The sequence below is a fragment of the Pseudomonas sp. SbOxS1 genome, from assembly GCF_013416725.1.
In the GTDB taxonomy this organism is placed as follows: Bacteria; Pseudomonadota; Gammaproteobacteria; order Pseudomonadales; family Pseudomonadaceae; genus Aquipseudomonas.
The window spans coordinates 20,076-46,435 of the sequence record NZ_JAAVXC010000035.1 but is presented as its reverse complement, the minus strand read 5'-3'; the positions used below and the strand labels follow the sequence as shown (position 1 = coordinate 46,435).

Annotated in this window: 18 protein-coding genes; 6 read left to right on the top strand and 12 right to left on the bottom strand. The window is 63.0% G+C overall.

Annotated features, from left to right (window positions below; genetic code table 11):
• Positions 1–2: 2 nt before the first annotated feature.
• The 3 genes from HFK74_RS26880 to HFK74_RS26870 all read right to left on the bottom strand — a co-directional run bounded on the left by HFK74_RS26880 (position 3) and on the right by HFK74_RS26870 (position 8,759).
• Positions 3–1,955 (bottom strand): cytochrome D1 domain-containing protein, encoded by a 1,953-nt coding sequence (locus HFK74_RS26880; RefSeq protein ID WP_180206131.1) that lies wholly within the window; start codon positions 1,953–1,955, stop codon positions 3–5.
• A gap of 151 nt (positions 1,956–2,106) precedes the next feature.
• Entirely contained in the window at positions 2,107–7,944 is a 5,838-nt protein-coding gene (gene mnxG, locus HFK74_RS26875; RefSeq protein WP_180206130.1) for a manganese-oxidizing multicopper oxidase MnxG, read from the bottom strand.
• A 206-nt stretch (positions 7,945–8,150) separates the two neighbouring features.
• Positions 8,151–8,759, bottom strand: coding sequence for a lytic transglycosylase domain-containing protein (locus HFK74_RS26870; protein ID WP_180206129.1), 609 nt, complete (start codon positions 8,757–8,759; stop codon positions 8,151–8,153).
• A gap of 207 nt (positions 8,760–8,966) precedes the next feature.
• Here HFK74_RS26870 and gspG point away from each other — a divergent pair, with 207 nt between their 5' ends.
• The 3 genes from gspG to HFK74_RS26855 all read left to right on the top strand — a co-directional run bounded on the left by gspG (position 8,967) and on the right by HFK74_RS26855 (position 11,456).
• On the top strand, positions 8,967–9,416 hold the full coding sequence (gene gspG, locus HFK74_RS26865; protein ID WP_180206128.1) for a type II secretion system major pseudopilin GspG: 450 nt from the start codon (positions 8,967–8,969) through the stop codon (positions 9,414–9,416).
• A gap of 14 nt (positions 9,417–9,430) precedes the next feature.
• A complete protein-coding gene (locus tag HFK74_RS26860; RefSeq protein ID WP_180206127.1) occupies positions 9,431–10,618 on the top strand; it encodes a type II secretion system F family protein in 1,188 nt (395 codons plus the stop codon).
• Positions 10,619–10,769: 151 nt separating this feature from the next.
• Entirely contained in the window at positions 10,770–11,456 is a 687-nt protein-coding gene (locus tag HFK74_RS26855; protein ID WP_180206126.1) for a hypothetical protein, read from the top strand.
• A 99-nt stretch (positions 11,457–11,555) separates the two neighbouring features.
• Here the strand turns inward: HFK74_RS26855 and HFK74_RS26850 are convergent, their stop codons facing one another.
• The 5 genes from HFK74_RS26850 to HFK74_RS26830 all read right to left on the bottom strand — a co-directional run bounded on the left by HFK74_RS26850 (position 11,556) and on the right by HFK74_RS26830 (position 17,537).
• Positions 11,556–12,452, bottom strand: a complete 897-nt coding sequence (locus HFK74_RS26850) for a LysR family transcriptional regulator (RefSeq protein WP_180206125.1) — start codon at positions 12,450–12,452, stop codon at positions 11,556–11,558.
• A gap of 165 nt (positions 12,453–12,617) precedes the next feature.
• Positions 12,618–13,244 (bottom strand): isochorismate family cysteine hydrolase YcaC, encoded by a 627-nt coding sequence (gene ycaC / locus HFK74_RS26845; RefSeq protein ID WP_180206124.1) that lies wholly within the window; start codon positions 13,242–13,244, stop codon positions 12,618–12,620.
• A 70-nt stretch (positions 13,245–13,314) separates the two neighbouring features.
• Positions 13,315–15,153 (bottom strand): amidohydrolase, encoded by a 1,839-nt coding sequence (locus HFK74_RS26840; RefSeq protein WP_180206123.1) that lies wholly within the window; start codon positions 15,151–15,153, stop codon positions 13,315–13,317.
• Positions 15,150–15,752, bottom strand: coding sequence for an antibiotic biosynthesis monooxygenase (locus HFK74_RS26835; protein WP_180206122.1), 603 nt, complete (start codon positions 15,750–15,752; stop codon positions 15,150–15,152). Before HFK74_RS26835 ends, HFK74_RS26840 begins: the two co-directional genes overlap by 4 nt.
• 864 nt (positions 15,753–16,616) lie before the next feature.
• A complete protein-coding gene (locus HFK74_RS26830) occupies positions 16,617–17,537 on the bottom strand; it encodes a LysR family transcriptional regulator (RefSeq protein ID WP_180206121.1) in 921 nt (306 codons plus the stop codon).
• Between the two features lie 156 nt (positions 17,538–17,693).
• On the opposite strand from HFK74_RS26830, the gene HFK74_RS26825 reads away from it, so the two are divergent.
• Positions 17,694–18,125, top strand: coding sequence for a helix-turn-helix domain-containing protein (locus HFK74_RS26825; RefSeq protein ID WP_180206120.1), 432 nt, complete (start codon positions 17,694–17,696; stop codon positions 18,123–18,125).
• Positions 18,126–18,164: 39 nt separating this feature from the next.
• Here HFK74_RS26825 and HFK74_RS26820 read toward each other — a convergent pair whose 3' ends face one another.
• Positions 18,165–18,989, bottom strand: a complete 825-nt coding sequence (locus HFK74_RS26820) for an alpha/beta fold hydrolase (RefSeq protein WP_180206119.1) — start codon at positions 18,987–18,989, stop codon at positions 18,165–18,167.
• A 32-nt stretch (positions 18,990–19,021) separates the two neighbouring features.
• Positions 19,022–19,597 carry a flavodoxin family protein gene (locus HFK74_RS26815; protein WP_180206118.1) on the bottom strand — a complete coding sequence of 192 codons (576 nt, stop codon included), beginning with the start codon at positions 19,595–19,597 and terminating at the stop codon, positions 19,022–19,024.
• 310 nt (positions 19,598–19,907) lie between these two features.
• On the opposite strand from HFK74_RS26815, the gene HFK74_RS26810 reads away from it, so the two are divergent.
• A complete protein-coding gene (locus tag HFK74_RS26810) occupies positions 19,908–22,712 on the top strand; it encodes a winged helix-turn-helix domain-containing protein (RefSeq protein WP_180206117.1) in 2,805 nt (934 codons plus the stop codon).
• Here the strand turns inward: HFK74_RS26810 and HFK74_RS26805 are convergent.
• Together HFK74_RS26805 and HFK74_RS26800 are read right to left on the bottom strand one after the other, a co-directional pair.
• The gene (locus tag HFK74_RS26805) at positions 22,677–24,161 is read right to left on the bottom strand and encodes a winged helix-turn-helix domain-containing protein (protein WP_180206116.1); all 1,485 of its coding nucleotides are present in this window, start codon (positions 24,159–24,161) and stop codon (positions 22,677–22,679) included. The two genes, HFK74_RS26810 and HFK74_RS26805, sit on opposite strands and share 36 nt — an antisense overlap.
• 160 nt (positions 24,162–24,321) lie before the next feature.
• Positions 24,322–25,272, bottom strand: coding sequence for a GlxA family transcriptional regulator (locus HFK74_RS26800; RefSeq protein ID WP_180206115.1), 951 nt, complete (start codon positions 25,270–25,272; stop codon positions 24,322–24,324).
• 302 nt (positions 25,273–25,574) lie between these two features.
• Here HFK74_RS26800 and HFK74_RS26795 point away from each other — a divergent pair, with 302 nt between their 5' ends.
• Positions 25,575–26,297, top strand: coding sequence for a pirin family protein (locus HFK74_RS26795; protein ID WP_180206114.1), 723 nt, complete (start codon positions 25,575–25,577; stop codon positions 26,295–26,297).
• Positions 26,298–26,360 lie beyond the last annotated feature (63 nt).

Sequence of the window (26,360 nt, the reverse complement as noted above, 5' to 3'; positions counted from 1 at the left end):
CTTCAATGAGCTTGGCCGGGTGTCACCCGAACGCTGGCAAAAGTCCGGTCGTCGAAACTTGCGCCCAGGGACGCCGCACGCACGTGCAGGTACCAGGCGCCTTTCTGGTCAAGGGTGACCGGGGCTTCATAGATGCCATTGCCGACGTCCAGTGCCGCGACGTACTGTGGCCGTGAGCTGGGCGCCAGGAAGTAGCGCACCTGCACGTCCTTGACCCCGCTGCGCTGGACCTTCTGCTTGCCCTGGACGATGCGGAAGCGCACGACATAAGGGCTGCCCAGGGCGGCCGTGGTCTTGTCGAGCATGAACTCGACTTTCGGCACGCCGGCGACGGGGCCGAGCTTGCCGTTCGGTTCAACCACGGCGCTGAAGCAATGGATGATGTTGGGCTGGTTGAGCAGGAACGCCACGTCGAAGCGCCCCGCCGGCGGCAGCTTGATCCGCGCGCTGTACAGCCCCGGCTCGACTTCGCGCAGGCTGCGGTCGATGACCAGTGCCGCCCGTGCCACTTGCCCGCGGTTGGGGTAGCCGGACATCGGCGCGTTCATGCCTTCGGCGTAGAAGTAGGTGGTGTTGTCCACCGGGTTGACCGCAAACACCGCGTTGTCGTCCCGCGACACTGCCAGGCTCGACGCCAGCGGCAGGTCACCAGCCAGCCGCGGCGGTTGTGTTCCGGCTTCAAAGCCCTGAGTGATCGGCTTGCGGCCTTCACCGAGGGAGGCCAGGTTGATCATCGTCACCTTGGCCGAGGCCAGGCCGCGCACATAGGCATAGGCCTTGGTGAACACCACTTGATAGGGTTCGGCGGACACGTCCAGTTCATGGATCAGCGAATCGGTGGCCGCGTCGATCACCGCGGCCTGGTTCTCCAGGGTATTGAGCACGATGCCGAAACGCCCGTCGGCGCTGAAGCCCATCGGGCCCAGGCCCTGCTTGATCTTGATCACCCGCCGCACCGACTGGTTCGCCGCATCGACCACGGTGATCGTGCCGTCCTTGCCGTCGGCCACGTAGGCCGCGCCGGACAGCGGCGAGTACACCACCGACAGCGGGTGCGAACCGGTCTTGAGCTGCTTGACGATGGTCAAGGTGGCGACATCGATGAGGCTGACGGTGCCGTCGTCGCGGTTGGTGACAAAGGCGAAGCGGCTGTCCTTGCTGAAGGCGATTTCGTGGTGGCCGCTGCCGGTCGCCAGGTGTTTGAGGGTTTTGAGGCTGGTGGTGTCGATCACCGTGACTCCGGAGAGTTCGGCCGACGGGGCATTGTTGCCGACCCACAGCAGGCGCTCGTCCGGTTGCAAGGCCACGCGCACCGGGTTGCTGCCCGCGGCCACTGAGTCGAGCAGCTTGAATTGCTCACTGTCGATCACCGCGACTTCGCCCGCCGTCGGCATCGACACGAATACCCGCTTGTTGTCCCGGGGGGTGACCCAGTCCATCGGCGGTTGCTTGATATCGATGCGGGTCATGGTGCTGGTGATACCGCCCACCGAGACCGACGGGTCGACCACCGAGACGCTGGCATCGCGGTTCATCACCATCAGGAAATAGCTGTTGAGATCGAGCAGCGGCCGTGCGCCGATACTCGATTTGAGGAACACCCCGACCCGGGCCTTGCAGCTCTGTTCGCGGCCCTGGGCCTGATCGGCGGCAACGGTTTCGGGGTCGATCCAGGCGCCGGGGGCGACGCCCGCCAGGGGTTGGCCCGAGGCCTTGTCGGTGACTTTGAAGCGCACGTCGGCAAATTCGCCCTCGCGCAACACACCGCCTTGGGCCAGCGGCCGCACCTCAAGCGCCACCGACACGCCGTCACGCTCAAGCGTCTGGCCGGTCCAGGTGTCGGGTAGCGCGATGTCGTTGAGCTGGGTTGGAGGCGACGTGCGCCACACCCCGAGCCAGATCAGCGCTACCCCGACGACGAGGCCAACGCTGGCGATTTTGATGGTCCTGTTCATGTCACATCTCCCCTTCAGATCTATGCCTGCTTCACCACCCCCCTGTGGGAGCTGGCTTGCCAGCGAAGGCGTCAGCACATCCAACATTGATGTGTCTGACACTCCGTCTTCGCTGGCAAGCCAGCTCCTACAGGTGTTGCGTTTGCCTGCCCTACGGCGCTGGCGCCGGTTCCGGGTCATTGGTCACCCGCAACAGTCCCCACAACCCGGAGGTGTTGCCGTAGGCGCCGTAGTCGCGGAACAGGTAGTCACCCGGTATCGCGTTGACCCCACCGGCGCTCGGCAGCATGAAGCTGAAGTGCGCTGCTGGCAGGACGCTCTCGTGGGCGCCGATGTACATCGACATCGGGTTGTAGCCGAACTTCACCGAACCCACGCCTGGGGTGCTCATTGGATAGCCACCGGTATCGCTCTTCTCCGACAGGAACGGGTTGGTCGACCAGACGTGACCGTCAAGCTGGAAGGTCGTACCGCGACTGCCGCCGGTAGGCATCAGGATGTGCGTACGGAATGGCTGCCCCGGCTTGGCGTACAGCACCGGTGTTTGCGGATCGCCACCCACCAGCGCGTTGCTGTAGGCCATGTGCGCATTCGCCATGTCGCCGTAACCCGCGCCGTCGGCATGACCGAAGGGTGCATCCGGGGCCAGGCCGAAGCGGTACCACATCGGTTCGGTCTTGTAGTTGATGGCCATGCTCGAGTTGTCCTGCGGATCGGTCGGCACGCCGAACCCTTCCGCGGCAATCCCTTCCACCGGCCGCCCATTGGCCCAGCGAGTGTTCAAGGCCTTTTGCCAGACCATCGCAAAGTCGCGGTAGGTGGTTTGCCCCGGTGCGGTGACGGTTGCATTGACCTTGCGCGTATCGTCAACCCAGGTGGCGCCCACCGGCAGGATGCTCATCGCCCCGGCCAGGCCTTTTTGCGACTGCTTGATCACGTCCGCCGGGGTGATGTTCAAGCCGCCGAACTCGATCGCCGTGGCATTGATGTTGTCGACATTGCGCCCCAGTTGCGTGATCGGCTTGCCTTCACGCTCCAGGTGCCCGGCGTAGTACTGATAGGTACGAGTCGGGTAGGCCCCGCTGCTGCCGACACGCGGTGGCACGGTCTGGGTCGGGTTGGCGCCGATGTTGGTGCCGTCGGATTTGGTGATGTCGTACGCCAGCAATTGCGCGTGCAGGCCCACGTGGCTCGACGGCCGCATCAGGTTGTTGCTGAAGGTGGTCGAACCGCTGCCGCTGTTGCGATCACGCTTGACCATGCCTTGCATCACCGCCGTCTGGGTCAGGTCCGGCATGACACTCGGCAGACGGTTTTCCAGGGTGATGTTGATGCAATCACCGGCCGCTGCGCGCAGCACCAGGGGTTCGACAGGCACACCGGCTTTAAGCTTGCCGGTGGCCGGGTCGAGGTCGGCCTTGCGCACATACAGGATCGCGGTCGGGTCATGCAGCGGCCCGCTTTGCCCGCCGATGGTGATGGTTTCACCGTCTTCAGGGTCGGTCACGGTGACCTGGGGAATGCTCACGGTGCGCGAGTTGAGCACCAGGGTACCGCCGGCCGGATTCAACGGCCCGCCCACATGCATGCCGAGGCCCGCCGGGTCACCGATGGTCAAGCCCAGCGGATTGCCGAGGATGTCGTTGGCCAGCGCCGCGACCACTTCATAGTTGCGTTGCGGGGTCGGCCGGGTGCCGATGCCGTTGGGGTTGGCGCCGATCCGCGGGCAAACGCCGTCGAAGGCCACGGTGTTGCGCATACCGGTCGGCTTGGCGTTGTTGGGCAGCGCGAACAGATCGCTGCGTTGCGCCGTGTAGTTGCGCATCACGCCCCAGATCCCGCTCCAGTAACCCTCGATCGAAGCGTCCATCGAGTACAGGTAGTCACCGGTGGTGGCGGCCGAACTGGACAGCATCGAGACCGGTGCGATGAAGCCCATCTGCTCGGAGATGCCGATCATCTGCGACGCGCGCCAGCCGGAGTTGGAGCTGTTGCCGAAACCGGAACCGCTTTGCAGCCACTTCACGCCGTGCAGGGTGACGTTGTGCTCCTCCTCATGACCGCCTGCATGCACCCGCAGCCGCACGTTGTCGCCGGTGTAGGTACGCAGCATCGGGGTGAACGGGTCGCCAGGTTCGGCGCCGCCCTTGTTGATGTGCGGCGGGAACAGCGTGGTGCCGCCGGTTGGGCCGGTGGCCGCGGTGATCAGGTTCGGCGCCAGGTTCATCGCCGGGATCGCACGGTCGGTACGGCTTTGCATGGCGTACGCCAGGTCGCCGCCCAGGCCGTCGGCCTGCATGCCGCGCTTGCCGTCCGGGCCGACCTTGTTCGGGTCATACACCCGCAGGGCCAGCGGTTCGTTGCGGTAGTTGACCACGAACATGCCCGGGTCATCGACCGAGATGGCTTGTGGGCATGGCCGACTTGGGCAGCCAGGAACCATGCCGCCCTGCACTTCGAGAATGCCGTCGAGCAGGGTGCTGGCGTTGTTACGCACGGGCGGGTTGATCGCGTAGCGGAAGCTGTCGGCGGTGGCCGGGAAGCTTTGCGCATTCGGTTTACCGTCAGGCCCGGCGCCCACGTACACACCGGCTTCATAGGCGTGCTGGAAGTCGCTGTATTCAAGGAAGAACTCACGGAAGCTGTCGTTCTTGCCGTCGCCGTCCAGGTCACCGGTGGAAATCACCGCTTGCCACGAAGTCGGCCCGCCGTCCTGGCGCGCGCCGCTGTACAACGGCTCGCCGGTTTCAGCGTGGAACCAGGTAGAGCCGGCAGGTTCTGCCAGCACGGTGGCGTACAGGCCGATCTGTTGGTGAGTCGATGGGCCGAGGTGGTCGTGGGTAAAGATGGTGCCCAGGCCACGGTCGACGCCTTTGGCGTTGACCACAGGGTCGACGAACCAGCGCTGCATCGCCGTCCGCGCACCGACCCAGTCGGCCCGGCCGTATTGGCCGAAGTACGGGTGGTTCTTGGCTTTCGGACAGGCCGGCGTACCATCGCGTGGATCGCCACCCTGGCACTGGTTGAACTCGCGGATGGCGTGGATGCGTTCTTGCACCGCACCTGGGGAGAGTACGCCGTCCTCGTAGTTCCAGCCGTTGGACGAGCCATCGGCAGACACCAGGTCCCACTTCGGCAGGTGAATGTGCTGGCCGATCACGTCGGTCGGCGTGCGCACCTGATAGTCGTCCATCTCATAGGTGGCCGGCACCAGGTTGGTTTGCTGGTACTGCACGCAGTCGAAGGTGTTCATGCGCATCACCAGGGGCTCTGGCGGACGCTGCTTGGTGATCACCGGCCAGGCGTCTTCCCAGAGCGCCAGGATGCGCGCTTGCGGGAAGTGGTAGCCGACCTTGTTGTACACCGCGTCGAACTGGATGTTGGCCGCCTTGTAGATGCGCGGACGGTCGGCGGTGAAGCTCGAGGAGCCGATGAACGACATGCCGTCGAGCCGCTCGCCACTGTTGAACTCACCGGTGCCGGCGCTGCTGCTCAGGCGTTTCTGCCGGTCGTCCATGCACGGCTCGTAGAACGGCGCACCGGCCATCGGCAAGGCGCCGTTGGTGCGGAAGGCCCGTGCGACGATTTGATTGCCCGGCAACAGCGCGAAGCTTGGGTGGTCCTTTTTGGCGTGGAACGCCATGGCCGCTTGCTCGACTTCGGTGCCCTCTTCCGGCAGGTAGATCGGCTTGGCGCGCGTTACCGTCTTGGAGAAATCCAGCGATGTGGTAATGGTTTCAGCCTCGCCACCGGCAGAGACGCCGTCCAGCGCATGACGCCCCAGGCCGCCGTCCCAGCCACCGGACTGCGCCGGGTCAAGGTTGGCCCACAAGGCTTTGCCGGTCGCTTTCAAGGACTGCGCCGTGGCGGCGTCGAGCATGTCCAGCGGCGGAGTCGGTGGGCGTTGGCCGACCGAGCTTTCCATGCCGCCGATCCAGAAGGGGTAGCCTGGGTTTTTCAGCGTGCCATCGGCGTTGCGGTTGGCTTCGCTGCGATCCACCAGCGCCAGGGAGCCGATGGCCTGGGCACCACCGCTGCCGCCATGATGCTCGCCGTCATCATCGTCTTCTTCATCGTCGTCATCGTCGTTGGCGGCTACTAGGGTTTCGCCGATTTTCGGTACGACCGCGACTTTGCCTGGCATCGGTGCCATGGCTTTGCCAGGCAGCGGTACTACCGCCGGGATCGGCGTACCGGCAACGATTTCGCCATCGGGCAAGGCCCGCGCACCCGCGGCGGGTTTACCGCTGCGCAGGGCATAAGGCTCGCTGTGGAAACCGTCGGAACCTTGTTGCGACACCTCCAGTTTGGTGCCCTCTTCAAACACGTCGTGCACCCGCCACATGGCCCACATGCCCTGGGCGAAGTGCGGGTAGAAGTGGCAGTGATAGATCGCATCGCCCGCTACCCGGTTGCGGTTGCCCGAACCGCCGTTGGCGATTTCATAGGTGTAGCCGGCGCCCGGGCCAATGCCCTGGGCGTCCACATAGTCGGAGTTGTCATCGTTGGGGTTGAACAGCCACTGATGCCCGTGCAGGTGGAAGATGTGCTGCTCATGGCCGTTGTGGGTGTTGCGGAATTTGACGAAGTCACCGATGTAGCTGTGGTTGACGTTGGACGGCTCGGATGGATACAGCGCCATGGTCGCCTTGACGCCCACCTGATCGGCATTCGGTGTCTGCCCCGGGGTGATGCCTTCCAGGCCGGCGTTGGCCGGTACGTCCACCAGCATCGCCACGTCGCCGACGGTGTGGGAGCTGAGGAAGAATTCTTCGTAGGCGCAGGACAGGCAATCGTGCATCGGGCCTACGCCGAGACGGTTGGCCACCACTTCCGCACCCATGCCGCCAGAGCCATAGTTGATCATGAACGAATCGCGGGTCGGCTCCAGCACGTGGGCCATCACCGGGTCCGCCCAGTAAGCCGGGAAGGCTTGGGTCGCGGCGGTTTCATCCTGGAACTGTGAGGCGAAATCGCGGAACGGCTCCAGCCGATTCGGAATCGCCGGGTTGCGTTTGCCCACGGCTTCCAGCGGATAGGTCGAGGGCGGGAAGCTGCCATCGGCGTTGCTGCCCATGACGATCGCGTCGCTTTCGCTGGAAATGATTTCATTGCCGTCGACCATGTTGATGATCGGCGTGCCGGCCTTGCCTTCACGGACCCACGGCTCGCGTTGCGGGTAACGCGCCTGGTAATCGACAATCGGCTGACCGGCCGGGGTGCGGCCGGTGGTGGCCAGGCGCATTTCTTCTTCGGTCACGGTGTTGCGGTAAGTGCGACCGCCCTTGGGCACCACCACGACCTGGCCGAACAGACCGTTGGCCACGTTGCCGGCCGCACCTTCGCCACCGAAGGTTGCGCCACGGCTGCTGACGGCGAACACCCCTTCACGCTCGGCGTACAGGGTGTAGGAACGGCTGGCACCCGGTGCGATCAGGCTATTGGCATTGCGCCCGGTGAACGAGGCGATGTCATCGATGCTGTTGACCGCCTGCATGCCGTTGACCTGGAAACCGACATGGCGGTCGGCGACTTGCTCGTCGACCTTGAAGTTTTCGTTGTTGCCGATTTCGATGCCTTCTTCTTCCTCGCCCTCCTCTTCCTCACCACCGTCGTGGGAACCGGGGTTGGCCTGGTAGGCCAGCAGATTCTGCAGGTTGATGGTCAGGCAGTCACCGGCGGCCACCCGCAGCACCAGCGGACGCGGACGCTTGTCCGGACGCAGGGAAACCTTGCCCGGCACCGCCGCTCCGCCCTGGGCCAGAGAGATGTCATGGTCATCGACCACATCGCGGCGCAGGGCGAACATCATGCCGTTGACGTTCTGCGCACCGAGGCGGTTGAACATCAGCGGCTGGTCCAGCGTCACGACGTTGGCCACCAGGTTGCGTTCACAACGCGCGGCGGCCTCGACCAGTTCGACGCCAAGCATGGAAGCGGCGAACAACAGGAAACTGAGCAGGGGTGGAGCGTGGAATATGCCGGTCATGATCACGGGCCTCGCTGTGGGCGCTCACAGGGAATAATTCTCGACAAAACCCCTAGAGCAATCTGTATGCCATAAAAAATTTATCGGTTTTTCAATCAGTTACAGTCGCCATTTAATTCATCGGGGGATATTCCCCATTTATTCCCCACTTTTTTGCCGGGGCCACCATGCCCCAATGTTGGGGAAATCCGCCCCAGGCTGTGCGGTCACAACGGGGCATCCGCTGCCAGCCCCTGCAAACGCCGGTACTGGCGCAACACGCTGGGTACATAACGCTGGGTTTCGGCGAACGGCGGGATCACGCCGCCACGGCTGAGCACCGCTTGGGGGCCGGCGTTGTAGGCGGCTACGGCAAGGGCGATGTCGTTGTCGAACATGGTCATCAGGCGCTTGAGATATTTGGCCCCGCCCTGGATGTTGGCCTTGGGGTCGTAGACGTTTTTCACGCCCAACTCCCGGGCGGTATCGGGCATCAGCTGCATCAGCCCGCCCGCGCCCTGGGGTGATACGGCGCTGGCGTCGTAGCTGGATTCGGCCTGGATCACGGCGTGCAGCAACGCTGCGGGCAACTGGTTGTCGGTGGCCGCCTTTGATACCAGCTCGGCATAGGGCCTGGCGGCGATCATTTGCGGCTGCTGATCGAGGCTGGCCACCTTCGCTTCGACATCACGGACCACCCGTTCGTAGTGGCGTCCGGGGCGATGGACATTGGACAAGACGAAGTCGCCCTTGGCGTCCCTGGAAACGAACACATCGGCCTGCGCTGTGCCTGCCAGCAGCATCATGCCGAGCAGTCCTGTGGTGAGAGTTTTCATTGTTCTACCTCCCGTGACCGGCCCCCGAAAAATGGGGGTTATGCCCCAATGGCCGGTCGTGTATCAGCCATACGCAAGCACTGTGCCGAAAGCGCAAGTGGCCGTAATACGGGGGCTGCACGGGGATGACCGGCGCTGGGCCGGGCCTGTGCATGGCAATTGCATAAGCCTTTGTCGCGACCCTTCTGCCGATTGTGTGAGGTCATCATGAAACAGCGTCTGCGTTTCGCCCCGCGTGCTTTTTCCCTTCGAGCCGAGCGCGGGTTCACATTGCTTGAACTGTTGGTGGTGCTGGTGGTGCTGGGGCTGTTGGCCGGCATCGTCGCGCCGAAGTACTTCGCGCAACTGGGCCGCTCCGAAGTGAAGGTGGCCAAGGCGCAAATAGAAGGCCTGGGCAAGGCCCTGGACCTGTACCGCCTGGAGGTCGGCCATTACCCGTCGACCGAACAGGGTTTACAGGCACTGGTCACCGCCCCCAGCGACGAAACCCACTGGACCGGCCCTTACTTGCAGAAAAAACTGCCGCAGGACCCCTGGGGCCGTAACTACACCTACCGCTACCCAGGGGAAAACGGCGAGTACGACCTGCTGTCCATGGGCAAGGATGGCCAACCCGGCGGCGAAGGCGAAAACGCCGAAGTCACCAGCTGGCAATAACGGGAATGGCGACCATGCGTTTTCATCTCAAGGCGGTAGGCAAGGCCGGTGTGGTTTCAATGACCGTCGAGGCGCCGGGCGACAGCGAAGCCCGGCGCATCGCCGAAGACCAGGGGCTGCGGGTGGTCAGCCTGCACGCCGAGAGGCATTGGCGGGCACTGCGCCTCAAGCAGCGCGAAACCTTCAACCTGGTGCTGTTCAGCCAGGAACTGACCACCCTGCTCAATGCCGGCCTGCCGTTGATCGATGCGCTGGAGAGCCTGGCGGAAAAAGAGAATGCGCCACAGGCCCGCAAGACCCTGAGTGAACTTGTGCGCCTGCTGTATGAAGGCAAATCGTTTTCCCAGGCCTTGGCCCAACTGTCAGCTGTGTTCCCGCCGCTGTACGTGGCATTGGTCCAGTCCAGTGAGAAAACCGGTGCCGTGGGCGATGCGCTGGGACGCTATGTCAGCTATCGCCAGCGCATGGACGAGGTTCGCCAGAAGATCGTCAGCGCGTCGATCTACCCCATGCTGTTGCTGGTGGTGGGCGGTGGCGTGGTGTTGTTCCTGATGGGGTATGTGGTGCCGCGCTTCAGCCTGGTGTTCGAAGGGCTGGGCTCGAACCTGCCGTGGCTGTCGCAGATCCTGATGAGCAGCGGCATGTTCCTGCATGCCCACCAGGGCGAATTCTTTGGCGCACTGGCGACGATCGTCATCGCCCTCGCTTTCCTCCAGCGCCAACCGGCCTTTCGTCGGGGCCTGGACCGCCTGATCGAAAAACTCCCGGCGGTGCACCAGCGCATCTTCATGTACGAACTGGCGCGTTTCTACCGTTCCCTGGGAATTTTGCTGCAAGGCGGCATCCCGCTTGTCACCGCCATGGGCATGGTCCGCAACCTGCTCACCCCGGCCTCCCGATTGCGCCTGGACCAGGCCTGTGAACGGGTGCGCGAGGGGCAATCGTTGTCGACGGCGCTGGAACTCAATCACCTGGTGACCCCGGTGTCCCTGCGCTTGCTGCGCGCCGGCGAGCAGTCCGGCAACCTCGGGCAGATGATGGAGCGCAGTGCCGACTTCTACGACGAAGAGATCAGCCGCTGGATCGAATGGTTCGTACGCCTGTTCGAACCCTTGCTCATGACCTTCATCGGCCTGCTGATCGGGGTCATCGTGATTTTGATGTACATCCCGATTTTCGAGCTGGCTTCGAGCATCCACTGATGCCTCTGGGACGGGCCTGCGCGGGAAGTCGCAGTTTTTTTTCAAGGTGATAACGAATAAAGCGGCACCTTGGCGTGTTAACCCACTGAATATGGCAGCACGTTGCAATGTTCATCAACGTTCCAACTTGAATTAGAAGACGGAGAACGACATGCACATCAACAAGCTATTACTGGCAGTAGCGATTGGCGCGATCTTATCGGCGTCTACCGTCCTGATTCCGGATAGCCTCTCCGGGGTATCGAGCGCTCAGGCGAAAGAAGGCGGAAGTGGCGGTGGCGGTGGCGGTGGCGGTGGCGGCCACGGTGGCGGCGGCGGTAGTGGTGGTGGCGGCGGTGGTGGCGGCGGTGGTGGCGGCGGCGGTCACGGTGGTGGCGGCGGCAGTGGTGGTGGCGGAGGCGGCGGCGGTCACGGTGGTGGCAGCGGCGGTGGTGGCGGAGGCAACGGTGGTGGCCACGGCGGCAGCGGCGGCAGCGGCGGTGGTAATGGCGGTGGCCACGGCGGCAATAGCGCCGGCAGCGGTCATGGCGGCAGCGACCATGCTTCCGGGCATTCCGGCAGCACAGCCTCGAACTCCGGCCGCAGCGGCACCCATGCCGAACCGGGTGACGACCACGGCGTTCATCAGGCCGGGCATGACGACAATGGGGTTCACCGCTCCGGTGAGGTAGGCGACGACCACGGCGTGCACCGTGCCGGCGAAGTGGGTGACGATCGCGGCGTTCACCGTGCCGGCGAAGTGGGTGACGATCGCGGCCTGCATGCCGCTGGCGAGCCGGGCGACGATCGTGGCGTCCACGTCGGTGGCGAACCGGGTGACGACAAACGCGTCAACTGACCTACGAAACCCATTGTAGGAGCGAGCTTGCTCGCGAAGGCGGAGTGTCAGGCGATATCAATATCGAATGTCATGACGCCTTCGCGAGCAAGCTCGCTCCTACAAGGGATTGTGCGATCCATCCAGGCGCTCACGCAAAAACTCGATCAACGCCTGCACCGGTCGCGAGGACTGACGATGCTGCGGATACACCGCCGATAACGTCAGCGGTTGCGGTCGAAACTCATCCAGCACCGCCACCAACCTCCCGTCCTTCAATGCCGAACCGACGATGAACGTCGGCAAATAGGTAATCCCCATCCCGGCAATCGCCGCGTCCTTGAGCAACTCGCCATTGTTGACCCGCATCCGTCCCGTGACGTTGACCATCAACGGCTTGCCCTGCCCTTCGAAGCGCCATTGCACCTGACGCCCGTGGCCGTATGGGAGGCAGTCATGCTGGTGCAGATCTTCGGGTTTGAGCGGCGTGCCGCGCTCTGCCAGGTAAGCCGGACTGGCGCAGTACACCCGCTGGATAGAGGCGATGCGCCGCGCGATCAACGTCGAGTCCTCCAACATTCCGATGCGCAGTGCCAGGTCATAGCCTTCGCCGAGCAGATCCACCGGGCGATCGCTCAAGTCCACTTCCACCGTGACATCCCGATAGCGCTGCAAAAACTGCGGCAGCAGGCACCCCAGATGCGCCAGCGCAAACGACAGCGGCGCGCTCACGCGCAGGGTGCCGCGTGGCTCGGTGGTCTGCCCGGCGATCCCCTGCTCCACCTGTTCGACTTCACCCAGCAAGCGCAAGGCCGATTCGTAGTAACTCTGCCCCAATGGCGTGACATCCAGCCGTCGGGTCGAACGATTGAGCAGACGCACGCCCAGTCGCTCTTCAAGTTGCATCAAGCGTCGGCTGACAAACTGCTTGGACAGCCCCAGTTGATCGGCGGCGGCGGTAAAGCTGCCGGAGTCCATCACCTGGCAAAAAATACGCATATCTTCGAACGGGTTCATTGTCATGCCTTGATTGACAGTCACCCGCTTTTATAGCGGTTTATTCTCGTTTCGGCACCCTATTCAGGGTCCCACGCAAAAACTGTAGGAGCACGGCTTGCCGGCGATGGCGATTTCATGGACGCCTTCGCCGGCAAGCCGGGCTCCTACAGGTACGGTGCGTTCTTACTTGGCGGTGAACGTGGTGTAGCTGTTGATCAGGTTGCGGTAGTTCGGCAGGCGTTCGGACAGCAGGTTGGCCAGGCCTTCCATGTCGTTGCGCCAGTCGCCTTGCAGCTCGCAGGCCACGGAGAACCAGTTCAGCAGATGAGCACCGGCGGCCGACATGCGGGCCCAGGCGGCCTGCTGTACGGTGGTGTTGAAGGTGCCGGAAGCGTCCGTCACCACGAACACTTCAAAACCTTCGGCAATGGCCGACAGGGTCGGGAATGCCACGCACACGTCTGTTACCACGCCCGCGATGATCAGTTGCTTGCGGCCGGTGGCCTTCACGGCCTTGACGAAGTCTTCGTTGTCCCAGGCATTGATCTGGCCTGGACGGGCAATGAACGGCGCCTCGGGAAATTGTGCCTTGAGCTCCGGCACGATCGGACCATTTGGCCCCTTGTCGAAGCTGGTGGTGAGGATGGTCGGCAGTTTGAAGAACTTGGCGATGTCGCCCAGGGCCAACACGTTGTTCTTGAATTCGTTCGGCGAGAAATCCTGCACCAGCGAGATCAGGCCGGTCTGGTGATCGACCAGCAGCACAACAGCGTCATCTTTGTTCAAGCGAGAGTACGGAACGTTGCTCATGAAAAAACTCCTTGGTGGATGGTTGTCGCTTGTGGCGCCTGGCCAGGAGGCCGGCGCTTATTGGTATTCGTCAGAAGGCAAAACACGAGCAGCCGAAGGCGCCCCAGAAACCGGCGAAATCACTGACCGGCGCATTCGACAGGCGCGCCCGCTCATGGCTGTGGGAGTGCACCGCGCAGGGCCCACTGCACTGGTGAACCTGGGCCTGCAACGGCGAGTTCGGCCGCCAATGGCCCGGGACTTTCACCACCGGCGACCAGTCCGGCAGCACCGGCACGCTGGCAGGTCCGAGCTTCTCGAAATCACCGGCGGCGTACACCACCTTGCCGCCGACCACGGTCAGCACCGATTCGATCCACTTGATCGCTTCTTCGTCGACGCTGAAAAAGTCCGCGCTCAATGCCGCCACGTCCGCCAGTTGCCCGACCTTGATCTGGCCTTTCTTGCCCTGCTCGGAGGAGAACCAGGCGCTGCCGTGGGTGAACAGTTCCAGCGCGGTCTGCCGCGACAGGCCCTCGGCGTGCAACGCCAGGCCGCCGACGGTGCGACCGCTGACCATCCAGTACAGCGAGGTCCAGGGGTTGTAGCTCGATACCCGCGTGGCATCGGTACCAGCACCGACCGGCACACCTTCGGCCAACATGCGCTGGATCGGTGGCGTGGCTTCGGCGGCCTTGGCGCCGTAGCGCTCGACGAAGTATTCACCCTGGAACGCCATGCGATCCTGAATCGCGATGCCGCCACCCAGCGCCCTCACCCGCTCGATGTTCCGCGGAGTGATGGTTTCGGCATGGTCAAAGAACCACGGCAAACCGTTGAACGGAATGTCTCGGTTGACCTTCTCGAACACGTCGAGCATGCGGCTGATGGATTCGTCATAAGTGGCGTGCAAACGGAACGGCCAGCGCTGCTCGACCAGGTGGCGCACCACCGGCTCCAGTTCGTCTTCCATGCTTTGTGGCAGGTCCGGACGCGGTTCGAGGAAGTCTTCGAAATCCGCCGCCGAGAACACCAGCATCTCCCCGGCGCCGTTGTGGCGCAGGTAGTCGTCGCCCTGATGCAACTTGACGCTGCCGGTCCAGTTCTGGAAATCCGCCAGCTCTTCCTTGGGCTTCTGGGTGAACAGGTTGTAGGCGATCCGAATGGTCAGCTGCTGGTCCTTGGCCAACTGCTCGATCACCTGGTAGTCGTCCGGATAATTCTGGAAACCACCGCCGGCATCGATGGCGCTGGTCAAGCCCAGGCGATTGAGTTCGCGCATGAACTGGCGCGTCGAGTTGACCTGATACTCCAGCGGCAGCTTCGGCCCCTTGGCCAGGGTCGAGTAAAGGATCATCGCGTTGGGGCGCGCCACCAGCATGCCGGTGGGGTTGCCGTTGGTGTCGCGCACGATCTCGCCACCGGGCGGATTCGGTGTATCGCGGGTGTAGCCGGCCACGCGCAGCGCCGCGCGGTTGAGCAAGGCACGGTCGTACAAGTGCAGGACAAACACCGGTGTGTCCGGCGCGGCCTGGTTGAGTTCTTCGAGGGTCGGCATGCGCTTTTCGGCAAACTGGAATTCGTTCCAGCCCCCCACCACCCGCACCCACTGTGGCGTCGGCGTACGGTCGGCCTGCTCCTTGAGCATGCGCAGCGCATCGGCCAGCGACGGCACGCCTTCCCAGCGCAACTCGAGGTTGTAGTTCAAGCCGCCACGAATCAGGTGCAAGTGTGAGTCGTTGAGGCCGGGAATCACGCAACGGCCCTTGAGGTCGATCACCTGCGTGCCCGAGCCGCGCAACGCCATGGCTTCGGCATCGCTGCCCACCGCGACAAAGCGGCCATCACGGATGGCTACCGCAGTGGCGCGTGGGTTCTCACGGTCGACGGTATGAAATTGGCCATTGAACAGAATCAGATCGGCGTTCATCGCGTTTCCTTGGGCGAAGTGGATGAGGACAGCCAGGGCGCGAACAAGCGCGTCGCCATCGGCATGAACAGGTACACCACCGACAGCACGATGGTCAGGGTGATCAGGAAGGTCGCGACCACGTAATGGGAGAGAAAGGCGTTGAGTTGCAACAACGGCCCCCAGAGCAGCGGCACCAGCAAGGTGTGCGGCAGAATCACCAGCAGCGTGACCACGGCCTGCTTCCAGCGCGGCGCCGGCGAGCCCGACTCTGCCTGCGGGGTAAACCAGAATTCATTGACCGGATTGACCTCGGTCTGGTCGCCGTCGGCCAGCATCGGCGTGGCTTCCTTGACCAGCGCCTGGCGTTGCGACGAATCGAGCCAGCGCTGCATCGCGTCGGTGGAGCAAAAACGCAAGACGCAGGTGTACATATCGAGGCCGGCATTCTTGCCGCGCATCACATCCACACCCAGGTGTCCCTCCTGCTGTCCGGCGACACTGACAATGTTGCGCAGCCAGGCTTCGTAGGGCACTTCAAAACCGGCCTTGACCCGGTGTTTGATGACCAGGGTCACGACTTCCTCGAAAGGCGAGTCGGGCACGTTGGAATCAGGCATGACGCAGGGCTCCGGCGAGACAATGTTGGGGGGCGAACAAACAACCGTGGGGGGTTGATCGCCGGTATTGAGTTGGATAGTGCCGGGGCGGGGAAGGAAAAAATTGGATGTACGTGCTTTTTTTGCGGGGGGACCCGAATGCACAGAATGGGACAGGTCCTTGCTCGCCATGGCGGAGTGTCAGCCGATATCACTGTTGAATGACACACCGCCATCGCGAGCAGGCTCACTCCTACAGTAGATCAGGTACAGCCGTAAGAGATTGGTCGGCTGTAAGGCCGCCTTCGCTGGCAAGCCAGCTCCTACAGGGGATTGGTATATGCCAAATTTTTTCGGCTAGCAGGCCGCCTTCGCGAGCAGGCTCGCTCCCACAGTAGATCAGGTACAGCCGTAAGAGATTGGTCGGCTGTAAGGCCGCCTTCGCTGGCAAGCCAGCTCCTACAGAAAAGCAAAAGAAAAGCGGCGTACCCCCCCCACCCGCTCCTCACCACTCATCAGGCCGAGCGTTAGCTCGCCTTCAGCTTTTGATCTTGATCTTGATCTTGATCTGCCGGCCCCTTCGGGAGGCTGAGTGGAGGTGTTCATCCGGGGAGTGGCGCGCAGCGCCGTTCGACGCAGTCGAACACGCTGCATGTAGGTGCCAGCGAAGCCAACCGGAGGGCAGTGTCCCCGGATGGACACCGGAGCGAAGGAACCCCGAGCCTTAGCGAGGGGCCGGACGCTGGGGCAAGACTTTTTGGTTCCTTTTGTGGCGTTTGACAAAAGGGACTCGCCGTAAGGGCGAAACCATAAGTGGCCGTTACCGCGGCAACGGATATGTACTCAAACCACCAAAGAACCTGGTCGGCTACCAGGCCGCCAAGGTCAAGCCGGAACCGCCAAAGGCTCAGACATGAACTGACTGATCCGCGACCGCAACCAGCGCTCCGCCGGATCATTGTCATGCACCCCACTCCAGGCCATCGACAACTGCGCCGCCGCAATCTCGAACGGCGGATCTTCAGCGCGCAAGCCACACCCCTCCACCAACGCGCAAGCAGCATAATCGGGCACCGTGGCAATCATCTCGGTGCCGGCGAGCAACGCGCGCAAACCACTGAACTGCGGCACCCCCAACACCACGCGGCGGGTGCGGCCAACCTTCGCCAGATCCAGGTCGATATTGCCGCTCAGGTCCCCGGAAAACGAGACCATCGCATGGGGACGCGCACAGTACTCATCCAGGGTCAGCGTCCCCGGTCGCTTGTCACCGCGCAGCACTTTGCAGGGAATATCCCGCAGCTTCTTGCGCTTGGCATTGGCCGGCAGGTCGGTGGTGTAGCTGACGCCCACGGAGATCTCCCCCGACGCCAGCAAGGCCGGCATCAGCAGGTAATTGGCCCGGCGTACCACCACGACAATGCCCGGCGCTTCTTCCTGCAGCTTGCTCAGCAGTGGCGGAAACAAGCCGAACTCGGCATCGTCCGACAGGCCAATGCGAAACACATCGCAACTGGTCGCCGGGTCGAATTCCTTGGCACGACTGACCGCACCGGAAATGGTGTCCATCGCCGGTTGCAGCTCCTTGAGAATCGCCACTGCCCGCGCCGTCGGCTCCATGCTTCTGCCGTTGCGCAACAGCAAGGGGTCGTCGAACAGATCGCGCAACCGCCCCAGGGCCGCACTCACGGCCGGCTGGCCCATGAACAGTTTTTCCGCAACGCGGGTCAGGTTCTTCTCGAACATCAAGGCTTCGAAAATCACCAACAGGTTCATGTCGACGCGGCGCAGATCGTTACGGTTCATAGGCACGGATTCCTTTTTGTGTTGAGCCAGGCGCTAGGCAGATTGTGTCTGACTTTACCCAAGACCGCCCGCCACGCACGAGAAATTAACAACGTTTAACTCGCACGCCAGAGCCCTGGAGTTCAAGAATGAAGCCTACCGACACGGACATTCGCCATGGCTCAGTTGCAGCAAAGCGCCGCCCGCGCGGCAGTCGCGCAAACACAAGGCAAAAGCACCAGCGGCCTCAGCCCGCAGCGTGAACGGTTGGTCAAGCGACTGATCCTCGAGCGCCTCGGCGAAACCCTGCAAGTGACCGAACTGGCCGAGGCCTGTTCGTTGTCGCGCAGTCATTTCTCCCGTGCGTTCAAGTGCAGCACCGGTTGTTCGCCCCAGGAATGGATCCGCCAACAACGCATCGCCCGGGCCAAGCTGCTGATCCAGCACACTGACCTGAGCCTGACGCAGATCAGCCTCGAATGCGGCTTCTGCGACCAGGCGCACTTCTGCCACATGTTCACCCGCAGCGAAGGCATCAATCCGTTTGCCTGGCGTTGCCGCACAGTACGTGCCCTCCCCACCTCACCCTCACAAACAATTGCGCAGTAGCCGGCGATGGCGTCCTCACGGGCGCCATCGCGACGTACATCACCCCTTGAGGAAGGCCAGCAGATCGGCGTTGAGCTGATCCTTGTGGGTGTCGGTCAAGCCATGGGGCGCGCCAGGGTAGACCAACAGCAGCGACCCTTTCACCAGCGCTGCCGCAGCGATACCCGCGGCCTCGATCGGCACCACCTGGTCGGCGTCGCCGTGCACCACCAGCGTCGGCACGTCGAACTTCTTCAGGTCTTCGGTGAAGTCGGTTTCCGAGAACGCCTTGATGCAGTCGTAGGCGTTCTTGTGGCCCGCGGTCATGCCCTGCATCCAGAACCAGTCGATCATGCCCTGGGACGGCTTGGCGCCGGGTTGGTTGAAGCCGAAGAACGGGCCGCTGGCGAGGTCCTTGTACAGCTGCGAGCGATCCACCAGCGACGCCTGGCGAATGCCGTCGAACACTTCGATCGGCAGGCCGCCGGGATTGGCGTCGGTCCTGAGCATCAGCGGCGGCACAGAGGAAATCAGCCCGGCCTTGGCCACCCGTCCGGTGCCGTGACGACCGATGTAGCGCGCCACTTCGCCACCCCCGGTGGAGAAGCCGAACAGCACGACGTTGTGCAAGTCCAGGTGGTCGATCATCTGCGCCAGGTCATCGGCATAGGTGTCCATGTCGTTGCCGAACCACGGCTGGCTGGAACGGCCATGGCCACGGCGGTCGTGGGCGATGACGCGATAACCCTGGCCGGCCAGGAACAACATCTGCGATTCCCAACTGTCGGCATTGAGCGGCCAACCGTGGCTGAAGACGATCGGCTGACCGGTCCCCCAGTCCTTGAAATAAATCTCGGTGCCGTCGCGGGTGGTGAACGTACTCATGGGGCGTGCTCCTTACGTGGGGTTTGAGTCAATCAATCGGATGCGCGGCCCATTCGTTCGGCCAGCCGCGCCACGCGCTCGCCCAGGTGAGCCGCGGTGCAGCGGTCCTCGGCCGGCGGTGCCAGGTCGGGGGACTGTTCGACATTCGACTGGGCCATGGCGCCCAGCGAACTGCCCAGCCGGTTCATTTGCCCGTCGAACACGCCCGTGGCGGAGCGTGCGGGCAGCAGGTCGAGGCCAACCCAGATCATCGAATGCTGGGCGGCGAACACCGCCATCTGCAGCAAGGTGTTGAGTTTGTCGCCGCACAGGCAGCCGGAATTGGTGAAGCCGGCCGCCAGTTTGTCGCGCCACGGTTGCGCCAGGTAAAACGCCGCCGTGGCCTCCATGAAGGCCTTGAAGGCCGCCGAGGCGCTGCCCATGTAGGTCGGGGCACCGAAAATGATCGCGTCGGCGTGGTGCAAATACGCCCAGTGTTCATCCACATCTTCGACGGCAATGAGCCGGCAGGTGCTGCCCACGTGCCGTTGCACACCCTGGGCCACGGCTTCGGCCATGACCCGGGTGTGCCCGTAACCGCTGTGATAGACCACCACCACGTTGCTCATTTCCGGCGTCCTTTGTGGGCGTGAGCTTGCTTCCACACGACCGGTGGAAGTTGAAGAGGCAGAGTTTTGGGCGTAGACCGGACGCACGACGAGTTAAACGTTGTTAATTTTCCCTGGCGCGCCAAAAGTCCCGACGACACGGTTTACCGCGCCTTCGGCCAATGTTCACGGGACCGCACGGCTTTACCTGATACACGACATTCAATGCCCGTGAGCAACAGTCAACCGCACAGCGCATTGCACGGCGGCAAAAACCTGAGGAATATGCTCGAAAAGCGCGTTCCAGACGCATGCATGCAGGAGTGACCCGTTGACCCTCGCCCCCGAACAGGCTGTGCATTTCGGCCCCTACAGGATCTACCCCGGACAACGTCTGGTGATGGAATCCGAGCGCCCCCTGCGCCTGGGCCGACGCGCCATGGACATCCTGTTGATCCTGCTGGAACACGCCGGGAAGGTGGTCAGCAAGCAAGACCTGATGGCGCAAATCTGGCCCGACAGCGTGGTGGAAGAGATCAACCTGCGGGTGCACATGGCCGCCCTGCGCAAAGCCCTCGGCGACGGTCAGGCCGGCCAGCGCTACATCGTCACCGTGGCCCAGCGCGGCTACAGCTTTGTTGCGCCATGCTCACTGGAGCACAGCGGGCAAGCCCCACAAAGCGACACCGTTGGATCGAGTGGCCACAACCTGCCCTTGCGCCGCACCCGCCTGATCGGCCGCCAGGCGCTGGTCGACAGCCTGGTGGCGCAACTGCCGCGCCAGCGCTTCATCACCCTCGTCGGCCCTGGCGGCATCGGCAAGACCACCGTCGCCCTGCGCGTTGCCGAGCAACTGATCGGCCGCTACCGCGACGGCATCCGCCTGCTGGACCTGACGCCGATCAACGATCCGTCGATGATCAGCGGTCATCTGGCGGCCGTGCTGGAACTGTCACTGCACGACAGCGAGCCGATGAACAGCCTCGCCACGTTCCTGCGCGATCGGCATATGCTGCTGGTGATCGACAACTGCGAACACCTGATCGACAGCGTGGCGCTGTTGTGTGAAAGCCTGCTGCGTGGCGCGCCGCAGGTGCATATCCTGGCCACCAGCCGCGAGAGCCTGCGAGCCGAGGGTGAATTCGTGCAGCGCCTGGAATCACTGGACTGCCCCCCGCCCATCGCCGTGCTGGACCGCGCCCAGGCCCTGGGCTTTTCCGCACTTCAGTTGTTTGTCGAGCGGGCCATGGCTAACCACGACAGCTTTGAACTGACCGACGCCCAATTGCCGCTGGTGACCGATATCTGCCGGCGCCTCGATGGCATTCCGCTGGCCCTGGAACTGGCGGCCGCGCAAGTCGCAAACCTTGGCCTGCAGGGTTTGCTGACGCAGTTGCAGGAAAGTTTTCGTCTGCTCACCCACAGCAGCCAGACGACCCTGGGCCGGCATCAGACCCTGCGCACGACGCTGGACTGGAGCTTCAACCTGCTCAATGCCTGCGAACAAACCTGCCTGCGCCGACTGGGCATCTTCCGCGGTGGCTTCACCCTGGAATCGGCAGCGGCGGTTATCGTGGGCGAACACATTGAACCGCGCGAGGTGTTTGGCTCGATCACGCAACTGGTGGCCAAGTCGCTGCTGAACGTCGACGTCGGTGACGAAGCGGTGTTCTACCGCCTGCTCGACACCACCCGCAGTTATGCCCTGGAAAAACTCGAACAGAGCGCCGAACTGCCCGCCACCCGCAACCGCCACGCCAGGCGATGCCTGGCCCTGATGCAGCAGGCGCAGAACGACTGGGAACAGATCCCCACCGGGCAGTGGATCGAGCGTTATGCCCGCAGCCTGCAAGACATCCGTGCGGCGCTCGATTGGGGGCTGTCCGCGCCAGGGCCGCATGCGCTGGCCATCCACCTGACCGCGACGTCCACGCCGCTGTGGCAGGAACTGTCGCTGCTCAACGAGTACGGTGGTTATGTGCGCAAGGCCCTGACGCTGCTCGATGCTGCGCCCGAGCCCTGTCCTCAGCTGAAAATGCTGCTGAAACTGGCCTTGGGCAGCACCTGTTACCACGCCCAGGGCGGCACGGCAGAAACCATCGAAGCCTTCGTCAGCGCCCGGGCCCTGGCCAATCAATGCAACGACGTGGCCGGACAGTTGCGCGCCGTTTCCGGGCACCTGGCGGTCAACCTCAGTTGCGGCCACTATCAAATGGCCCTGGAACAAAGCGAGCAATTTGACCGACTGGGGCTGCACCGCGACCCGGCGCTGTCCTTGAGCACCCATCGCCTGCGCGTGCTGACCCTGCACTTTGCCGGCGATCAGCAACGGGCGCGGATGAACGCCGAAGAGGTGATCCAGCGCATGGCCCACAGCGGCCATCTCAACCGCTTCACCCATGGGTTTGGCGTGCAGTACGACCAGAGCGTGGCGGCCCTGACCATCCTGGCCCGCATCCTCTGGATCCAGGGCCAACCCGAGCAAGCCTGGCGTACGGCCCGGCAGGCGCTGGACGTTGCGCTGCAGATCAACCATGGCACATCGATCTGCTACACCCTGGCGCTGTCGGGCTGCCTGATCGCCCATTACAACGGCGACCGCCAAACCGCTCGCGAACTCTTGCGCCTGTTGCTGGAACAAGCGCAGAAACACTCGGTGCTGCTGTTCTACACCTGGGCGCGACACTATGCGCAGGTCATCGAAAGTGCCGAGCCCCCTGCGCTGACTCGTCCGGGTGTGGGTTTGATCAAGGAAATCATGGTCACCCTCGACAGCGGCTTCGTCGATGACGACTTGCTGCAACGCGCCGAGACCGGCGCGGCAGGCTGGAGCACCGCGGAGATTCTGCGGGCCAGGGCCAATGCTTTGCTGGCTGCCGAGTGCCCGGTAAAAAACTGTGCCGCCGAGACCCTGTTGATCAAGGCGCTCAACGTGGCAAAAGCCCAGGGTGCCCTGGCCTGGGAGCTGCGCAGCGCCACCTCGCTGGCGCGGCTTTGGCAGCGCCAGGGCCGCTACCGGCAAGCCCGGGAGCTGCTGTCGCCGATCTACCAGCGGTTTACCGAAGGCCATGCCACGCCGGACCTGGTCGCAGTGCAGCGGTTACTCGACGAGCTGCAGGCTCACCTGCCTGGCTGAAGGTCGGCGGGTGTGGCTGACGTAGCCGGCATAACGCATTTCGAAGGTGCGCAACGCCCCGCTCTGTTCAAGTTTTTCCAGGGCATAGCAACGGGTCGTATTGAGGAAGCGATAGCGGGTCACACCGCGCACTGGCTCCAGCGACAGCAGCGATTTATGCGCCAGGCCTTCCATGACGCCGGCCAGACTGGACGGCGGCAGCATCGCGCAACTGATCACGGCCATCGCCGCGTCCATTGTGAACGCCGACTTGAACACCGCCAGACGCTGCAACACCGTTTGCTCCATCGGTGTCAGGCGCTCATAGCTCCAGTCCAGGGCCGCCTTCAGGGTCTGGTGCCGCGGGACTGCCGTGCGTCGCCCCTGGGTCAGCATCTCAAAGCAGTTATCCAGTTGCGCTTGCAGCCCCACCAGCGCCAGCGCATCGATCTGCGCCGCGGCCAGCTCAATGGCCAGGGGCAAACCATCGAGTCGCCGACAGATTTCGCGCACGGCCTTGAGGTCCTGCTCACGCAGGGCAAATCCTTGCTGGCGGGCGCGGGCACGGCTGACGAACAACTGCACCGCCGAATAGCCCATGAACTCATCGAGGCTGCACAATGCCGATGCGGGTGGTACCAGCAGCGGCGGTAAAGGCAGGAGTGTTTCGTCGGTGGCCCGCAACGGTTCACGGCTGGTGACCAGAATAGACACGCGCGGTGCCGACGCCAGCAGCGCCTCGATCAGTGTCCGGCAGTCTTCAAGCAAGTGTTCGCAATTGTCGAAAACCAGCAAGGCATGCCATCGTTCCAACATGTTCAGGGGCGTGCCGATGCCGAGCTGCAAGGTGCACGTCAGATGATCGACCAGCTGCGCCGGGTCATCGATCATCGCCAGATCCACCCGCCACACGCCATCGCGATAGTGCTGCAACAGCAATTCGGCGACTCGCAGCGCAACGGTGGTCTTGCCGATGCCACAGGGCCCGACCAGGGTCATGCAACGGCGCACCGGCAACTGCCGCACCAGGCTGCCGACGATGGCATCACGACCGGTGACGGGCGTGAGTCGCGCCGGCAGATTGTGTGGGGGAGTCGCAACTGTGTCGCTCGCCAAAGGCGTAAGCTCCATCGCCTGCCGCACCGGCGCGACAAAGCTGTACCCACGCTCAGGGACAGTGGCGATGTAGCAATGCCCGTCCTGTCCGTCACGAAAGACCCGACGCAGGGCAGCAATGTGCACCCGCAGGTTGATTTCCTCGACCACCGACCTCGGCCAGACCCGGGCAATCAGCTCGCCCTTGCTGACCACCGAGCCAGCATGCTCGAGCAGCACCTGCAAGATATCCAGTGCGCGCCCGCCCAGGCGCAACGGTTGATCACCTTCCAACACCAGTCGTTGATGGAGGTGGAACGCGTAGGGGCCGAAGTGCAGCACCGCGTCGCTGGTTACGTTAGTAAGGCTGTTCATCCACGTTCACCCGCTGGAAACCTGCCCGGCACATGAGGCCATCCAGGCTCCGTACCTTCCTTGCAATGAGTTCAGCGATATCTTGGCAGGCCCAGGTGACGGTACAACCGCCACGGGGGGAGCGTCACGGCCATTAGGGTGCGCACTACGGACAAGGGCCCTAGCTGAATTGCTCGCGGTACTGGGTCGGGGTCAGGCCGAGCTTTTCACCGAACAGGAAACGCATGTGCCGAACGCTGCCAAAGCCGCTTTTGAACGCTACGGTCTTGAGCGGCAAGTCACCGGTTTCCAGCAGGTTCCTGGCGCAATCGATGCGTGCGCTTTGCAGGAACTCCATGGGTGTCATGTTCACTTCCCGGGCGAAGACCCTGGCGAAATGCCGCGGGCTCATGTTGGCAAGGCCAGCCATGCGTTCGATGCTGTAGGTTTCGTCCAGGTGCTCGAGCACATGGTTCTGCACCCGGGTGATCGCCGTCTCATGGGGGGCTACCGCCGCCATCAGCGGGCTGAACTGCGCCTGGCCACCCTGGCGTTTCATGACCACCAACAACACCTTGGCCACGTCCTGGGCGACCTTCTTGCCATGGTCCTGGGCCACTACCGACAGTGCCAGGTCAATGCCAGCGGTGACGCCACCGGAAGTGATGAGGTTGCGGTCCTGGACGTAAATCCGGTCGGTCTCGACCGTCGCCCCGGGGAAGGCCTTGATCAAGCGTTCGGTGTAATGCCAGTGGGTTGTCACGCGATAGCCGTCGAGCAAACCGGCGTGCCCCAGCACAAAGGCCCCGGTGCAGATCGAGCCATAGGCCTTCGATCGACTGACATTGTGCTTGAGCCACTCGAGCAAGGGCGGATGTTTTTCGTTGTAGGCACCGGGGCCACCGGGCACCAGCAACAAATCAAAGCCGTCACAGGCCTGCTCGACAGGCAGGTCCGCCTGCACCTTCACGCCATTGGACGCCCGCAGTGCGCCGGGCGCGGTGCCAATGGTTGTCAGCACATAGTGGTCGGCGGGTTTGAGATAACGATTGGCAATGGAAAACACCTCCATGGGCCCGGCCATGTCGAGCAGGAGAAAGTCGGGGAACAACACCATTGCTATGGTTTTCATGGGTTCAAGATCACTGAATCAAAAAAGGAATGCTTACACCGCCCCCTGTAGGAGTGAGCCTGCTCGCGATAGCGGTCTAACAGTCACATTCATTGTGGAATGTGACATCGCTTCGCGAGCAGGCTCGCTCCCACAGGGACAACGCTGTGCAGTATGACGAAGTCCAGAGCGAGCGTCGTCCGTCCTTTACTGTCAACCTGAACAGGACAGTATTTCAATTTCCACCTACTTATTGCATCAGTCGATAAACATTAACCTTCTCCTCACTCGGACGAATCAACGTCCCCACAGGAGATTTCATCATGCTGACCCTTCGCAAAGCATCGGATCGTGGCCTGGCCAATCACGGTTGGTTGAAGTCGTTCCATACCTTTTCCTTCGCCAGCTATCGCAACCCGAAAGAACAGGGTTTTTCCGATCTGCTGGTGATCAACGATGACCGCGTGGCAGCCGGTAAAGGCTTCGGCCAGCACCCGCACCGCGACATGGAGATTTTCTCCTATGTGCTCGAGGGCGCGCTGGAACACAAGGACACCCTGGGAACCGGCTCGGTGATCCGTCCTGGCGATGTGCAGTTGATGAGCGCCGGCAGCGGCGTGGCGCACAGCGAGTACAACCACTCGGACTCGCGGCCGGTGCACTTTCTGCAAATCTGGATCGTCCCGGACGTCAGCGGTGCCAAGCCCCGCTATCAGCAGGAACATTTCAGCACGCAGAAAAAACGCGGCCGCCTGCAATTGATCATCTCCCCTGACGGCGCCAAGGGCTCGCTGAAAGTGCGCCAGGATGCGCGGGTGTATGCCGGCCTGTTCGATGGCAAGGAAAGTGCCACGCTGGAACTGGCGGCCAATCGCTATGCCTACGTGCATGTGGCTCGCGGTCGCGTCGAACTCAACGGCGTGCCGATGCAGGAAGGCGACGGTGTGCGGATTCGCGAGGAGCAGCTGCTGACCTTGAACAATGGGGTGGATGCTGAAGTACTGGTGTTCGACCTGCGGCCGCAAGAGCTGCCAGAAATGCCGTAAGAGGCATTCACCGATCCCTGTAGGAGCGAGCATGCTCGCGATGGACGTTAACGATAACGCGCC